18 protein-coding genes and 1 pseudogene are annotated in these 14594 nt (G+C 61.1%); 7 read left to right on the top strand and 12 right to left on the bottom strand.

Going from position 1 to position 14594, the window contains the following annotated elements; translation table 11 throughout:
- Positions 1 to 73: 73 nt before the first annotated feature.
- On the bottom strand, positions 74 to 922 hold the full coding sequence (locus NKJ35_RS14965; protein ID WP_352647982.1) for a MetQ/NlpA family lipoprotein: 849 nt from the start codon (positions 920 to 922) through the stop codon (positions 74 to 76).
- A gap of 308 nt (positions 923 to 1230) precedes the next feature.
- Entirely contained in the window at positions 1231 to 1530 is a 300-nt protein-coding gene (locus NKJ35_RS14960) for a DUF1236 domain-containing protein (protein ID WP_352647980.1), read from the bottom strand.
- 202 nt (positions 1531 to 1732) lie between these two features.
- On the opposite strand from NKJ35_RS14960, the gene NKJ35_RS14955 reads away from it, so the two are divergent.
- Positions 1733 to 2521 carry a DUF1236 domain-containing protein gene (locus tag NKJ35_RS14955; RefSeq protein WP_352647978.1) on the top strand — a complete coding sequence of 263 codons (789 nt, stop codon included), beginning with the start codon at positions 1733 to 1735 and terminating at the stop codon, positions 2519 to 2521.
- 118 nt (positions 2522 to 2639) lie between these two features.
- Here NKJ35_RS14955 and NKJ35_RS14950 read toward each other — a convergent pair whose 3' ends face one another.
- The gene (locus NKJ35_RS14950) at positions 2640 to 2882 is read right to left on the bottom strand and encodes a polymerase (RefSeq protein ID WP_352647976.1); all 243 of its coding nucleotides are present in this window, start codon (positions 2880 to 2882) and stop codon (positions 2640 to 2642) included.
- A 233-nt stretch (positions 2883 to 3115) separates the two neighbouring features.
- On the bottom strand, positions 3116 to 3637 hold the full coding sequence (locus NKJ35_RS14945) for a DUF4142 domain-containing protein (protein WP_352647974.1): 522 nt from the start codon (positions 3635 to 3637) through the stop codon (positions 3116 to 3118).
- Between the two features lie 276 nt (positions 3638 to 3913).
- Between NKJ35_RS14945 and NKJ35_RS14940 the strand changes: the two genes are divergently transcribed.
- On the top strand, positions 3914 to 4144 hold the full coding sequence (locus tag NKJ35_RS14940; RefSeq protein ID WP_352647972.1) for a hypothetical protein: 231 nt from the start codon (positions 3914 to 3916) through the stop codon (positions 4142 to 4144).
- Positions 4145 to 4221: 77 nt separating this feature from the next.
- On the opposite strand, the gene NKJ35_RS14935 is transcribed toward NKJ35_RS14940, so the two are convergent.
- The gene (locus NKJ35_RS14935) at positions 4222 to 4533 is read right to left on the bottom strand and encodes a hypothetical protein (RefSeq protein ID WP_352647970.1); all 312 of its coding nucleotides are present in this window, start codon (positions 4531 to 4533) and stop codon (positions 4222 to 4224) included.
- Between the two features lie 308 nt (positions 4534 to 4841).
- Between NKJ35_RS14935 and NKJ35_RS14930 the strand changes: the two genes are divergently transcribed.
- The gene (locus NKJ35_RS14930) at positions 4842 to 5006 is read left to right on the top strand and encodes a DUF3309 family protein (RefSeq protein ID WP_023677107.1); all 165 of its coding nucleotides are present in this window, start codon (positions 4842 to 4844) and stop codon (positions 5004 to 5006) included.
- Between the two features lie 291 nt (positions 5007 to 5297).
- On the opposite strand, the gene NKJ35_RS14925 is transcribed toward NKJ35_RS14930, so the two are convergent.
- Positions 5298 to 5495 (bottom strand): hypothetical protein, encoded by a 198-nt coding sequence (locus NKJ35_RS14925; RefSeq protein ID WP_254815757.1) that lies wholly within the window; start codon positions 5493 to 5495, stop codon positions 5298 to 5300.
- Positions 5496 to 5993: 498 nt separating this feature from the next.
- Here NKJ35_RS14925 and NKJ35_RS14920 point away from each other — a divergent pair, with 498 nt between their 5' ends.
- A complete protein-coding gene (locus tag NKJ35_RS14920) occupies positions 5994 to 6743 on the top strand; it encodes a Crp/Fnr family transcriptional regulator (protein WP_502904640.1) in 750 nt (249 codons plus the stop codon).
- A gap of 167 nt (positions 6744 to 6910) precedes the next feature.
- Positions 6911 to 7438, top strand: a complete 528-nt coding sequence (locus tag NKJ35_RS14915; protein ID WP_254815759.1) for a YciE/YciF ferroxidase family protein — start codon at positions 6911 to 6913, stop codon at positions 7436 to 7438.
- A gap of 145 nt (positions 7439 to 7583) precedes the next feature.
- Here NKJ35_RS14915 and NKJ35_RS14910 read toward each other — a convergent pair whose 3' ends face one another.
- Both NKJ35_RS14910 and NKJ35_RS14905 read right to left on the bottom strand, forming a co-directional pair.
- Positions 7584 to 8582, bottom strand: coding sequence for an ATP-dependent DNA ligase (locus NKJ35_RS14910; RefSeq protein ID WP_352647967.1), 999 nt, complete (start codon positions 8580 to 8582; stop codon positions 7584 to 7586).
- Between the two features lie 27 nt (positions 8583 to 8609).
- A complete protein-coding gene (locus tag NKJ35_RS14905) occupies positions 8610 to 8777 on the bottom strand; it encodes a hypothetical protein (RefSeq protein WP_352647965.1) in 168 nt (55 codons plus the stop codon).
- 226 nt (positions 8778 to 9003) lie between these two features.
- Here NKJ35_RS14905 and NKJ35_RS14900 point away from each other — a divergent pair, with 226 nt between their 5' ends.
- Both NKJ35_RS14900 and NKJ35_RS14895 read left to right on the top strand, forming a co-directional pair.
- Positions 9004 to 9708: an MgtC/SapB family protein gene (locus NKJ35_RS14900; RefSeq protein ID WP_352647963.1), complete on the top strand. Its 705-nt coding sequence runs from the start codon at positions 9004 to 9006 to the stop codon at positions 9706 to 9708.
- A 103-nt stretch (positions 9709 to 9811) separates the two neighbouring features.
- A complete protein-coding gene (locus NKJ35_RS14895; protein ID WP_352647961.1) occupies positions 9812 to 11074 on the top strand; it encodes a DUF763 domain-containing protein in 1263 nt (420 codons plus the stop codon).
- A gap of 10 nt (positions 11075 to 11084) precedes the next feature.
- Here NKJ35_RS14895 and NKJ35_RS14890 read toward each other — a convergent pair.
- The 4 genes and pseudogenes from NKJ35_RS14890 to NKJ35_RS14875 all read right to left on the bottom strand — a co-directional run bounded on the left by NKJ35_RS14890 (position 11085) and on the right by NKJ35_RS14875 (position 14503).
- A pseudogene (locus NKJ35_RS14890) lies at positions 11085 to 11527 on the bottom strand (PPC domain-containing DNA-binding protein).
- 24 nt (positions 11528 to 11551) lie between these two features.
- Positions 11552 to 11704: a peptide ABC transporter permease gene (locus NKJ35_RS14885; protein ID WP_352647959.1), complete on the bottom strand. Its 153-nt coding sequence runs from the start codon at positions 11702 to 11704 to the stop codon at positions 11552 to 11554.
- A gap of 107 nt (positions 11705 to 11811) precedes the next feature.
- Complete coding sequence (locus NKJ35_RS14880; protein WP_352647957.1) at positions 11812 to 13527, bottom strand: HAD family hydrolase; 1716 nt, start codon at positions 13525 to 13527, stop codon at positions 11812 to 11814.
- Positions 13528 to 13531: 4 nt separating this feature from the next.
- Entirely contained in the window at positions 13532 to 14503 is a 972-nt protein-coding gene (locus NKJ35_RS14875) for an SDR family oxidoreductase (RefSeq protein ID WP_352647956.1), read from the bottom strand.
- Positions 14504 to 14594 lie beyond the last annotated feature (91 nt).

Genomic DNA, 14594 nt, shown 5'->3' with positions numbered 1-14594 from the left:
ACGCGATCGCGGTCCGCGTTGAAGCGCGGACCGCTTTATCATGCCGGCCTTCAGCGCCCAGTCGAGCTCCGCATCAATAGGCGCTGATGCCGGTTCCCTTGTAGACCCGGTCGAATTCGGCCTTCACCTTTTCGTTCTGATAGGAGGCGACCAATGTCCTTACCCAGGGCTGGTTTTCATTGCCGGCCTTGACCGCGATGAAATTGCGATAGGGATTGTCGGCCACCGCCTCCTGGGCGATGCGGTTCTCCGGTGTGAGGCCGCTTTTAAGCGCCCAATCCGTGTTGACTACGGCCCCGTCGAGGTCTTCCACCGAGCGCCCGACGATGCCTGCGTCCAGCTCCTTGATGACCAAGTGCTTCGGGTTTTCGGCGATGTCGGTGGTCGTCGCCAGAATGCCGGTGCCTTCCCTGAGCTTGATCAGATGTTCGCTCTGCAGGACGCGCAGTGCGCGGCCCTCATTGGACGGGTCGTTCGGCACGCCAATGACCGCGCCTTTGGGCAGGTCGGCAATATTCGCGTACTTCTTGGAATAAAGGCCGATCGGCCAGACCCCGGTATAGCCGACCGGGACGATGTGATAGCCCTGCGTCTTGATCTGGTTGTCGAGATAGGGCTTGTGCTGGAAGGCATTGGCGTCGATTTCGCCACGCTCGAGCGCTTCATTCGGCTGGGTATAGTCGTTGAACACCACGGTCTCGATCGTCAGGCCCCTCTCCGCCGCCTGGGCGGTGACGACGCGCCAGACGTCCTCGTCCTCGCCGCTCATGATGCCGACCTTGACCGCCGTCTTGTCCTCGGCGAACGACGGCGCAGCAAGGCTGACAATCGCAACCGCTGATGCAAGAAGTACAGCGAGGCCGGCGCGCCGGCTTATAGTTGCCGAGAAGAATGGAAGCAAAGTGTTGGTGTTCCCAGGCATGGTCAATCTCATCGGTTTTGCAATCGTTGCGGCTAGGCGGAATGCGAAGCCTTGCGGGCATCATCGGAAATGCTGATCTCCAGATCAAAGAACAGTATTTCACGCCAGATGAGGAGCCGGGAATATTCTCTCAAAGTTTCTGGCCTGGCGAGCACAGGACCCTGCCGCCTGGCGTGCTGACTCGGCTATGTGGCCCGCCGTGCGTCGGAACGGCGGGCCTTTCTGCGTCGGAATGCCCAACAAGGGCAGCGTTTGGGATGTCGACAATGCTGGACGCGCCGCATGTCCCTTCAAAGCGACGCGCTTGTTCACTCGATGACCTTCACGATCCTGCGCGTGCCAGGATCGACCAGGACGGTCCGATTGTCGACGACGACGTAGCGGTATTTGACGCTGGGAACTTCATGAAGCTCGACGGTATCGGGCAGTGTCGAGCCGACATTGAGCTCCACGCCAGGAAGCTGGACGGACGCCAGAGGCTGCTTTTTCACATACTCGCGTACGATCGTCTCCTGCTGCGGTTCGATGACCACGTCCTGGGCCGCAGCGGCGCCAACACCCGCAAACAGCAAGAACCCAGCCGCGGCCGCGGAAAGATGCATTCTCATGATCGTCTCCTTTCGTCGTGAGCCACCTCTGCGCTGCGCCGCGTCATGCCGTTCGCAGCGGGGTCGCTAGGTCGGTAACGTCACCGGGTAAAGCTTGTTCCGCCGCTCGGATCGCTTGCCGTTTCGCTCGGTTAATTTGGAACAAAGTTTTTTAGCCGCAGTTTTACGCGGTGAAGGGACGCATTTTCCAAGGAGATTTCTCATGAAAGGCGTTCTGATTACCAGCATGCTAGCAATCAGCGTCAGCTGCGGAGCGGCACTTGCCCAGACGCAGCAGTCGACCGACGACCAGTCCGGCGCCAATTGCGCAGCCGGCACTGCCAACTGTCCAAATGGCGCCAAGATGGGCGAGCAGGCTCAGGGCAAGGCCGGCGCTACGACTGAACAACAGGCGCAGGGCAACAAAAAGCTGAAGACCGACGAGCAAGCCCAGGGCAAGGCTGGCGCTACGACTGACCAGCAGGCTCAGGGCAAGCCGAAGATGAAGACCGACGAGCAAGCTCAGGGCAAGGCTGGCGCCACGACTGACCAGCAGGCCACGGGCAACACCAAAATGAAAACCGACGAGCAGGCCCAGGGCAAAACCGGAACCACCACTACCGAGCAGGCCCAAGGCAACACGAAAATGAAGACCGAGGAGCAGGCTCAGGGCAAGACTGGGACCACGACCAGCGAGCAGACTCAGGGCAACGCCTCTACGCAGACGCAGGACCAGAGTTCGACCGCTTCCATCAGCAATGTGACCGTTGAACAGAAGACAGAGATTACCCAGGTCATCAAGGAAACGAATGTCCAACCGGTTTCCAATGTCGATTTCGACATCTCTGTCGGCGTCGAGGTTCCGCGAAAGAAGGTCCGGCTGCATCGTCTGCCGGCGCGCATCGTCAAGATTGTTCCGGCTTACGAATCCTATGAATATTTCGTGCTGGCCGATGGCCGAATCGTCATCGTCGATCCGAATACCTACAAGATCGTGCTTATCCTGACCTAGTTGTAGCCGGACGGTTTGCAAGACCGTTTGATTTGCACCGGTAAGCCCGCGGCGCGACTTGCGCGGCGGGCCTTACCGCATCCCGCTCCACAGCGTTGCAGCGTCTGCAAATCGCCAATCAAGGTCCGTCCTCGGGGCGAGGAGCCAGCATGGTCTGATCGATGGTGTCGGGCAAGCATGGACTTGGAGCGCACCTTGTTCGGAATGACGCGGTGGCCATGGCATCAATATTCGGGACCAGCACCATTCTCGCGTAGTGCCGCGGCCACAGCGGTTCTCCAAACCAGATGAAGATGCCGCCAACCATCAGCGCCAGCAACAAGAGCGCCGTTGCGTTTGCAAATATCTCGCCGTAGCGCATGGTAACCTGTCCCGGCCGGAAGTCGATTCAGCCTGTGACAGCGGCAATCGGAACGGTGCCGAAACCCAGCTCTACTGCCCTCGGCGCCTCGCGAATGCCGCCTCCCATTGGATCCTCCCGGGAACAGGCCAAGTGAATAACGGCACTCTCGGTACTTTGTTCCCGGCCCGACGACAGCCGCTTCCTTCATGCCGGGGTGTTTCCGTTGGCGAAACCGCTGGCGGTCGTCGCCCTCATTGATGCGCGGCAGCAAGATCCTTCACGTGACGTTCGTGCATTTGCAGCACTGGCAGCGTCTTTTTGGCAAATTCCTTCATCGCCGGATCGTCGCCGGAATTTGCGTAAGCGGAAAACAGCGCCACCGCTTCCTTATGCGCCTGGGTCTGCATGTCGATGTATTTCGATTGGAAGCTGTCCCCGCTGGCCTCCTTGAGTTGGTCGAGCAGCGCCTGGTGCTTGGTGTCCAGCGGCGGGCCGGCCGGCGCGGTGGCCGAAGTCGTCTGACCCTTGCTGAGCGCCGCCTTGAACTCCTCGTCGGCCTTGGTGTGGTCCGTGACCATTTGCGCCGCGAAGGCTTTTACGTCGTCGGCCTTCGCCTGCGTCTGCGCAAGTCGGCTCGATTCGATTTCGAATGTATTGGCGATGGGCACCGTCTTGACGAACGTCGCAGTGTCAACCTTGCTCATGGTGTCGGTCGTTAGAGGCGTCAGCGTCGCCGATTGGGCAAAAGCAACCAAAGGCGCGCCGGCCATCATCGCTGCCGCAGTGATGGATAGAAGTGTTTTCATGGGAGCTCTCCGAGGCTGATGTCATCCCTCGATGGCTCAACGCGGAAGCTGCGGCGAGGTTGCCTGGTCGTGGCGCCAGAGCCGCCGCGACGCCAGACAATGGTTTGGAAACGCAAAACAAAGAACGCCGGCTGCGTCCCGCAAATCGCAACGCACGCGGCGAGATCGTACGGAATCGTACAAGCTCTTTCGCTTTGCCGCAGTCTTGCTATCGTCGGTCGGGAGAGATGGGTGGAGGCTTCCGTGGGGCAGATCAAGTCGCCGCTAGGAATCGGTATTGATACCGACGCTGCCGTTCATACCGTCATGGCCGACTACCATTCCGGCGACATTCTCTCGACCACCGTCGTCATAGCCGATTTGCGCAGACGCTTTCCCTGGTTCCGGCAAACCGACGAGGAGCTGGTTGGCTTTATCGTTCGCGCGCTGGACGGTCGGGAGATCGCCGTCAGCTTCGACCACCGCGGCCGATAGGCGCTAATTTGCGGCAAAAACCAACAGGCCGCGGAGCCTATGCTCCGCGGCCTGGTCAGGCTGTGATCACCGGGCGCTTACTTGCCGCAGTGGTTGTCGTTCACTGTCGGAGCCATCGTGCCAGGAGCCTTGCCGGTCGCATCGGGCAGAGCCCCCTGCGGGCCTGGCGGGCAATTCCGGTCGGCATTCGAATTCGTCGTTGAGAAATCGCGAATGCTGTTGGTGATGGTCGAATCCGTGCCGGTGTCCGGGCCGCCATTATTCGGGACTACGATCGTCCGCCCGCTGCCGTCGGTAGCGTCTCCGGAGGGATCGCCGACGTTCTGGGCCATCGCTGACGTGGCCAGACCGATCGTAAGCGCGGAAGCTGCGAGAATTTTCGTGAGCATGATGCTTCTCCTTTTACGAGGGTCGTCGCGTTGCGACTACGAAAACAACCGTTCGGGCGGGCGAAGGTTCCGACAAATTCCCCATGAATTTCAGCATGTTCTCAGGTGTTCAAGGCGGCCGCCATGCCATTCTCTGCAGGCATGCATCTGTGGACTTTTCTGACGGCACGGCCCGGCATTTTGCTTGCCGCATGAGTGTACGCCTTACCGTCCCGCCGGAACAGGAATGCTCCTTGCGAGTTCATACCTTTGTACAATGCGACGCGCTGATGCGAATGGCGGCAGCGCAAACAAGGAGAGCAGACATCATGGGCCTTGGAACCATTCTCATCATCATCTTGGTCCTTGCCTTGCTTGGCGGCTTCAGCGGCTTGGGCGGCGGACCGTTCTATGGCACCGGCTATTACGGTGGTGGCGGCCTCGGCCTGGTGCTGCTTATCGTCATTATCCTGGTCCTGCTTGGGCGCATTTGAGGCATGTCGCGCAAAAGCATGCCCTCGGGCTTGACCCGAGGGTGTGCAGCGGTTTTGTGATAACGACATGCATAAAACAGGAACCTAAAGTGCATCGCATGAGGCCGGTCAAGCGCGACACGCGTTAGTGTCACGCTCGCGACAAAAACGCCTGCCGCTTGGTAATAAGCGCCGGGCGTTTTGTCGTGAAAAGACAAGATTCCAAGTATCCTTGGCAAACCGGGACCCTGGCCAGGAACGGCGACTCGGTGCCGAATCTTTCGGCGCCGAGGACGCCACCATAGCAGCAGCTTAGTGTTGGCGATCGGCGGCCAGCGCTTCTTTCAGATCGGCGCTGAGCACACCCTCGTTGAACAGCGACATGATACGGGCTGCCAACCGCTCGCGGACAGGACTGTCGTCCGCAACACCCAACTCGCGGCAGCAGTCGTCGAGCGCTTTTCTCAGCACGCTCAGTTCGGCTGGAGTTGCTGCACCTTGCATCGACATGCCATCCTCCCTTGAAAAGGGCGAAAGCGCGAAGCGTCTTTCAAGCGTCCACTCGCCATGCCTGTGTGGACGACTCCAATTCAATTAGCGCCGCTCTCGTCCAAACTCAATGTACAGAAATTACCAAGCAGACAGTTTGGGAACGACTGTCTCGCACCTGCATTGTTGCTGCGATCCAACCCACCCTCATTTGGATCACTGGGCGTAGCCCACGACGCCCGAATGGAGCCCGTTGCATCCCTCGCGACGGGCTCTTTCGAGTTCGGCGATCTCAATTGTCGTTTTCGTACCAAGCCGTCTTTGGTACGTTTCCAACACTAACTTTCAGTCGGATGTTTTCGTAGGCAAGCGGCAGGAGAACTGCCGTGCATCGATTCATTTTTTTATTTAGTAGGCTCCATACCTTTCAGTGCTTATATAAGCGCGATCGTTCGCAGGTTATACCGGGCGCGGACGGCTGGGAGATAAAAAAGCTCTTGCCCTGTTTTGGGCCCAGCTATGTCTGATCCAGCAACTTCCAATAAGAATCCATATTCCAATAAAAATCCATACAAAAACAAGCTGTTGCGCCGAATGAGCGCCGGCGATTTCGCATCTCTCGAGCCGCACATCGAGCGCTGTTCGCTGGAGTTACGGCAATCGCTCGAAGTGTCCGGATCGCCGATCGAGGCCATCTATTTCCTCGAGGAGGGTATCGGTTCCGTGGTTGCGAAAATGCCGAACGGCAGCGATGCGGAAGTTGGCCTTGTCGGCTTGGAAGGTATGACCGGCTCGGCCCTGATAATGGGCGACGACCGTACGGTCCATGATTGCTATGTGCAGCTGGCGGGAGAAGCCGCCAAGATCGACGCCGAGCCGTTCAAAGCGGCGCTGACACAAAGCCCGACGCTGCGGCTGTTCTTGCTGCGCTACGTGCAATATCTGCATGTACAGACTGGCTTTACCGCGCTGGTCAACGCGCGATCGAAACTTGAAGACCGGCTGGCGCGCTGGCTGCTCATGTGTGACGATCGGGTGGACGGCGGCCGGCTGACGATCACTCACGAATTCCTGTCGATCATGCTTGGCGTAAGGCGCCCGGGTGTCACGGTCGCGCTGCAGCTGCTTGAGGGGCGAGGGCTCATCCGGTCCCGCCGCGGCGAAATTATCATCCGCGACCGCGATGGTCTCGTCGCACTGGCAGATGGCGGCTACGGCTTGGCCGAGGCCGAATACACCCGCCTGTTCGAGCATATCGGCGAGCGCTGACGGCGCTTTCCTCGCCGATTGCTGCCGCAGGTCGAGGCCCTTGCGACACCACACGCGGGTCGGAAAAATTTTCAAAGCTCCCGTCGCGTCAGGGAACTTGTTTCCCGTCGGAGGGTTATCGGACGCCTCCACTTTGCGAGGCGGCACCAACCATTCGGGAGAGGATCATGGCGACCACGAAAAAGGCCGCGAAGGCGGCAAGCAAGGGCCTTGAGGATCTGTTCCTCGACGGGCTTAAAGACCTCTACTACGCCGAGAAGAAGATACTGAAAGCGCTGCCCAAAATGGCCAAGGGCGCGGAGTCGGAAGAAGTGACCGCCGCTTTCGAGAAACACCGCATGGAAACCGAAGGACATGTCGACCGCCTCGAGGAGGTGTTCGAGAAATTCGGCAAGCCGGCCCGCGGCAAAACCTGTCCGGCGATTGACGGCATCATCGAAGAGGGCTCGGAAATGCTCGAGGAGTATAATGGTGCTCCCGCGCTCGACGCCGGGCTTGTCGGTGCGGCGCAAGCTGTCGAACATTACGAGATCGCTCGCTACGGCACTTTGATCGCGTGGGCGGAAGAACTTGGCAAGAGCGACGTTGTCGAGCTGCTCAGGGCAACTCTCAAGGAAGAGGTCGCGACCGACGAAGCGCTTTCCAAGCTCGGCGAAAGCGGTGTCAACGAACGCGCAATGCAAGAAGCCGCTTGATTTCAAAACCGCAACCGAGCCTCGGAAATGTTGCCAAGGCTCGGTTGGCCGCGGCGAACCGGTGAATTCTGCATTGGTCCGTCATGAACGGTCATGAACGGTAGAGCGGGCAGCTGGAGTCTTGAAGCGGTGCCTCGGAGCGGACTTACTCGATCTGCTCGAACGTGCATTGCCGGGGCTCCTTGTCCGGCCGCCAGCGCAACAGCTTGGTTCCGTGCCGGAATCGGTCGCCTGTCACATGGTCGAACCGAACCTCGACCACCAGTTCAGGCTTTATCGGTTCCCATTGTCCGCTCCGCTCCGTGCTCCAGCGGCTTGGTCCGCCCGGCGCCTTGCCGGTGAAACCCGGTTTGGCCCGCAGTTTTTCCAGCCGTCTGGTCAATGCTGCCCTGTCGTCCTTGCCGATGGTCGAGGTGAACCCGACATGGTCCAGCCTGCCTTCGTTATTGTAGAGGCCAAGCAGCAGGGATCCGACTTCGTTGCTGCCGGCGAGATAGCGAAAGCCGCCGACCACGCAATCCGCAGTGCGCAGTCGCTTGACCTTGACCATGGCGCGCTCGCCGGGCCGGTATGGCCCGGCGATCAGTTTTGCAACAACACCGTCGGTGGAGCCGTGGCCGGCGCCCTGCAGCCAGCGCTCGGCGGTGGCGGCGTCGTGCGTATATTTGGACAGGTGCAGTTCGGGCCGTGCCGCCGACGCGACAAAGGCCTCAATCGCCTGCCGCCTGGTGGTGAGAGGTTCTTCGATGATGATCCTGCCGCCGGGTTCGGCCAGCATATCGAACAGGACCAGCATGGCAGGCGTCTCGAGGCTCAACTTGCGGATCCTGCTTTCGGCGGGATGAAGGCGCATTTGCAGGGCCTCGAACGAGGACGATCCGTCGACCTCGATGACGATCTCGCCGTCGGCAACAAACCGTCGCGAGCTCACATCGCGCAGCACCGCGACCAATTCGGGAAAATAGCGGCCAAGCGGCTTGCCGGATTTTGCCCGCAGGTCGACGGCATCGTCGCCCTTGAACGCGAGGCAGCGAAACCCGTCCCATTTCGGCTCGTATTGCCAAAGCCCGTCGTCGCCAGGAATTGCATCGGCGGCTTTGGCTTCCATCGGACGAAGGTCGAGCGGCAACGGAAATGCGGTCATGGCTGGCCCGCGCCGCTACGGCATTCGCTACCGCCGTCGGCCATTCCTCTGTGCCCCGCTTTGCCGCCTCGGCGCCTTGCGGACGGCTTGGTCGGCTGAAGGCGACAGCGGATCGACCTCGCCAGACCCACCGATCTCCTTGGTGATGCGATAGGCCAGATAAGCGACGGCTCCAGCAAGCAGCAAGCGGACCATGACTGCGAATCCTTCGTTGGCGTGAACCCACCAACCCGCAGGCCAAAGGTTTTGTTCCGCCGCTGCCCATCGCCGGGGTGAATCGTCGGCGGCGCAACCAAAATCCAGGCGCATCGTTTGTTGCTTATCGACGAAAAGAATTTGCGATGAAGACGCTCTTGCCCTTATTCGCTTTGACCATGGCGCTATTCCTGGCCAGTGGCGGCTGGCCCGACGGGTGACCGCGATGCTCCTCGTTGTTCCGGTTTGGCAGGACATCGCGGCACGACTACTTCTGACCGCGCTCGCCGGCCTGTTGATAGGCCTCAACCGGGAGGCGCGCGGGCACGCGGCGGGGCTACGCACCACCGTGCTGGTCGGGTTGGCGGCCGCCATCGCAATGGTCCAGGCCAGCATTCTGCTGGGAACCGTTGGCAAGCACCCGGATTCGTTTGCATCGATGGACGTCTTGCGCTTTCCGCTGGGTGTGCTGACCGGGGTCGGCTTTATCGGTGGTGGCGCCATTCTTCGCCGTGGCAGTCTTGTCAGCGGCGTCACCACGGCGGCCACATTGTGGGTGATGACGGCGATCGGATTGGCTTTCGGTGGTGGCCAATACGGCTTGGGCGCGGCCGGCACGGCACTGACGCTGGCCACCTTGCTCGTCCTGAAATGGGTGGATCTTCGAATTTCGCGCGAACACCACGCCCAGTTGGCAGTGACCTGGAAGGCCGCAGCCCGACAGGAACTCGATACGATGGTTGGGCCGCTTGGTTACCGGGCACGCCTCGTCGCGATAGAGAGGCGCCCGGATATCAAAGACCCTGTTTTCTCGTTCGAGATCAGTTGGAGGCGGCCGGACACTGGCGCACCGCCAATAGATCTGCTGGAATCGGTGGGCGAGCATTGCGAGATCCAGAAGTTTGATCTCCTCAGCGAACCTGCCCGGTAGCTGGCGGCTTGCAACGATCGCGGCCTGAATCAGGCCATAGCTTCTCCACACCCCTTTCGATACCTATCTGTCGAGGCAGGACTCAAGGAGCAAGCAAAAGACCGTGGCACAGCGATCGGGAAGTGCTGATCTCCCACTTCACGGCGGGCGCGTACCGAAATGGCTCGGCGACCGCATGACGCGGCTTGGCGCGGTCATGTGCGAGGCGATCATCCACCATTACGGCCGCGATGAATTGCTGCGCCGGCTGGCACATCCGTTCTGGTTCCAGTCTTTTGGCGCCGTGATGGGGATGGACTGGCATTCCTCCGGCATCACCACCAGCGTCGTCGGAGCGTTGAAGCGCGGTCTGTCGCCGCTTTCCGGCGAACTCGGCATCCACGTTTGCGGCGGCCGCGGCGCGCATTCGCGCAAGACCCCGCATGAGCTCGCCCTGATCGGCGAGCGTATCGGCCTCGACGGGCAAGGCCTCGCGACTGCCAGCCGGCTTGTCGCCAAGGTGGACAGCGCCGCGGTCCAGGACGGTTTCGATCTCTATCTGCACGGCTTTATCGTCACCGACGATGGCAAGTGGGTGGTGGTGCAGCAAGGCATGAACGGCGACAGCAAGGTGGCGCGCCGCTATCACTGGCTGTCCGAGGGCCTGAAGAGCTTTGTCGACCAGCCGCATGCTGCCATCGAGGGCGCCAATCAGGGCGAGATCGTCAACCTGACTGACCGCCGCGCCGAAGCGTCGCGCCAGGGACAACTGGACCTTCTGCACGGCCTTGGACCGGATCGCATCGTAAGGGAACTTGCCGCTTTGGAGCGGGGTTCGGCGCCAGCGCCGGAGCCGGCACAAAAGCTGCTGCCGCATCTGGTGATGCCGGCGCACCACGATGTACGCGAAAGCGATGTCGTCATGCGCCGCCTGCACGGCAACATCGCCGCGGCGGCCGAGCGCGGTCCGACGGATTTCGCCGAGCTTCTCCTGGTTCCCAATGTCGGCGCGCGCACGGTGCGGGCGCTGGCGTTGGTCGCCGAAGTCGTGCATGGCGCGCCGTGCCGTTTTTCCGATCCAGGACGCTTCTCGCTGGCGCATGGCGGCAAGGACAGGCACCCGTTCCCTGTGCCGCTGAAGGTCTATGACGAGACGATCGGCGTGCTGAAGTCGGCTGTCCAGAAGGCCAGGCTCGGCCGTGACGAAGAGATCGGCGCCTTGCGGCGGCTGGACGACCAGTCGCGGCAGGTCGAGCGCTATGTCACCGGCCCAAGCCTGAAGGAAATCGTCGCCGGGGAGTTCGAGCAATCGCATCTGCTCGGCGGCCGCAGCGTCTTCGGTTGGGAGGGTGTACCCGAAACGGCCGCAGTCAAATCAACGAAGTGATCGGCTCGGATCAAGGCTCCAGGTCGATCAGGGCGACGCCGAGTTCGGGACGACGCCTGCGGCGCAGATGGCCAGGCGTCTCCACCAATGTGACCTCGAGCGTCGGCCGCACGATTCCGTCCAGCAGATGACCGCCCCTCGTGGTGCCGTCACTCAATCCAAGGACTGCGTGGACGTGCAGGCTGGGCCTGCCGTCGTCGCCGATGGCAACATCGCCGATCGCGCTCAGCACTTCGCACTGTTCCTGGATGGGGATTTTCCGGTAGGTCCTTTCTCCAGGGTCGAACCAGCCGACGGTTGCCCTTCGAAAGCGCCGAGCGCAGTCAGCGACGCGCCGCCGACGCCACGCTCGACCGCAAACGACGTCAGCTGCGCAAACGCCTCTTCGCCGGGATCAAGCACAACCACAAACGTTCTCTGCCCGGCGCTCTCGGCAACAAGTTGTGATTTCATGATTTCGCTCCAGCCGTCAGGAATTCAAACCCACCACACCAGCAATGCCAGAAAGACGAGACCCACCAGGCCGGCGATGAAAATGATCCGGCGCGCCCGCGTCCGCAGGATGATCTCGCCCTGCCGCGCCTGCTCCGCCGAAAAGACAGGACCATTCTCGTCCGGGTCGCTGCTCATCCATCGTCTCTTTCCGGGGCAATTATTCGGCGTCGATTGGATCTGGCGCCCGATAGAACACAATTTCGTTTGGCGGATGAGGTTCCACGGCTGGGCGCCGCTTGCATCTATTCCTCTGGCGCGGTGGCGGGCGCGGTATAGCGGCGGCGCACTGCGTCCAGGATGTGGTTGCGGCTCTCCTGCGCCGAAAGTGTGCCGTCTTTCTCCGCCTCCGCGGTCTCGCGCGCCAGTTCCTTGTCCCTGATCTGGTGGCGAAACCATTCGGAATAGTCGCCGGCGCGCAGATGATGTTCCCAGGTCCTGTCGTCGATGCCCTCGGCGATCTGGGCGAAAATCATCAGATTATGGGCGCGGAGATTCATTGCATTGTCGGGGCCGCGGAAATAGAAGCTGCCCTTCTCGTCGAGCTGGCCCTCGGCATATTTGCGGCTGTGGCGCTTGAGCGACTGCCGCGGCTCGATTGGCTCGACCATGGCGGGTTTCTTGTGCGCCTGCGGCCGCCAGAACAGCACGCGCTGGTCTTTTGGAGAGCTCAGATCCTTGTCCTTTGGCGGTTCGGTGCCGGTCTCGCGGCAGAACGTCTTGATGACCTTTTTTGCCTTGGGGCCGAGTGCGATGACGGCGGTGACCAGCCGCAATGCATCGGTTGAGATCGCGTCCGGATGAACCGTGATCAGGATCGTGCCGGGCAATTCCATCGCCAGGACCATTGGGGTATCGTCGCGCCGCTTCGGCAGGAGGTGATGCGCCTCGTCGATGATCAGCCAGTGCGGTCGTGCCGTACGGAAACGAAGACTGCCAAGGCCCGGCAGCAGGTCGGCAAAGAAGTCTGGCCGCTCATTGACGCGCAGCGCCAGGCCATTGACGACAAGATTGTTGTCGGGCTTCTCCAGGAGATCGAGCAATTGCGTTTTCGTCGGCGCGTTCGAGCCGTCGCCCAGCCGGACCGCGCCTTCGAGGCCATCGTAGTCGCCTTCCGGATCGAAGATGCAGAACTGGAACTTTCTCTCGACGAAGCGCTCCGTCAGTGCAGTCGCCAGGGTCGATTTGCCGATGCCGGAGCTCCCGGCGATCAGCACCGTATCGGTTGGCGACAGATACACCTCCTTGCCGTCCTCCGAGCCAAGCACAATGCCGTCGCGGCTCGGCACAAGCTCGCGATCGCGCTCGACCACCTTGGCGATCAGTTCCTCGACGCCTTTTCCGCGCGCGCCGCGTGTCACGAGATCCGCCGTTTCCTTGACTGCCGGCAGTGCGTTGTCGACGGCGACGCTGAAGCCGCAGGCGCGCAGGAAGGCGTGGTCGTTTTCGGCATCGCCGACACCGACGACGTTGTGCGGCGACAATCTGAGGTCCTGAAGCGCGGCTGTCAGGCCGGTCGCCTTGTTGATGCCGCTGGGCAGGATCATCACCGCGCCCTTGTTGAAGATGATTTCCAGCTCCAGCCCCAATTTCTTGATGACCTCGAGCGCGGTAGCCTGATGCGGTTCCCAGGTTGCGACGATCGAGCGTCCGACCGAAAGCGGTTTGACACCGCGTTTCCTGAGTTTGGCGATGAGCTCGGGGGCGGGCGGCGGAGATATCGTCCGCTCCTCCTCGCTGGCCGGCGTGTAGATCAACGCGCCGTTTTCGGCGACGACCTTGTCGAAGATCGCGACTTCGGGAAAGACGCGTTTGAGGTCGGGCAGCTCGCGCCCGGTGACGAGAATGAGTTTGCGGCCGCTCTTCTTGAAGCGTTCAAGCGCCGCAAGCGTCTTCTCGGCAACGATCCCTTCATGCGCCAGCGTGCCGTCATAGTCAGTGGCCAGGGCAATGAAATACATGCCGTCAGTAGCCGCCCACGATCGGCAATATCTCGCCGGTGATATAGCTCGAGCAGTGTGGCGAGGCGAGGAACACGTAGGCCGGCGCGATCTCCTCCGGCTGGGCGGGCCGTTTCATCGGCGTATCGGCGCCAAATTTCGAAACATCGCCGGCTTCCTTGTCCGAGGGGTTGAGCGGCGTCCAAACCGGCCCCGGCGCCACGGCGTTGACCCTTATGCCCTTGTCGACAAGGTTGCCCGAGAGCGCGCGGGTGAAGGCATGAATGCCGCCCTTGGTCATGGAGTAGTCGACCAGTTGCTTCGAGCCCTCGATGCCGGTCACTGAACCGGTATTGATGATTGCCGAACCGGGCTTCATGTGCGGTACCGCCTCCTGCGCCATGTGGAAATAGCCGTAGAGGTTGGTCTTCAGCGTCGTGTCGAAATGCTCCTCGGTCAGCTCGCTGAAATCGCTGGAGTGGATCTGGAAAGCGGCGTTGTTGACCAGCACGTCGATGCGCCCAAACTCCTGCACGATCTCAGCCACCGCGTTGTGGCAGTGGTCGCGTTCGCTGACATCGGCCTTGATCAGAATGCAGCGCCGGCCTTCGGCTTCGACGGCCCTTTTGGTCTCTTCGGCGTCCTTGTCCTCCGAGAGATAGACGATCGCCACATCGGCGCCTTCACGCGCATAGAGCACGGCCACCGCACGGCCGATGCCTGAATCGCCGCCGGTAATGACGGCCACTTTGCCGTCGAGCTTTTTCGATCCGATATAAAATGGCGCATCATAAAGCGGCGCCGGCTCGATCGCCCATTCATGCCCCGGCTTCGGCTGGTGCTGCTCGGGGAAGGGCGGTTCGGGATATTTGCGGGCGCCGGCCTGCATGGCGCCTTTTTGCTTGCCATTGGACCTGGACTTGTCCTTCTCGTCCATACGGCGCTGGATATGCCGCTGCTTGGCGGCCTCGCCGGCGATTTCCGATTTCATCTGCATGGTCATCTCCCTGGCTTGAAACCCAACAACGCATGTCCGGCGAAAAGGTTTATGCCATGGCGTCATTCCTTCAGTCCGGAGCGGATCGTGC

It is taken from the genome of Mesorhizobium sp. M0136, assembly GCF_040322515.1.
GTDB lineage: Bacteria > Pseudomonadota > Alphaproteobacteria > Rhizobiales > Rhizobiaceae > Mesorhizobium.
This window is presented reverse-complemented; position numbering and strand designations above follow the sequence as displayed.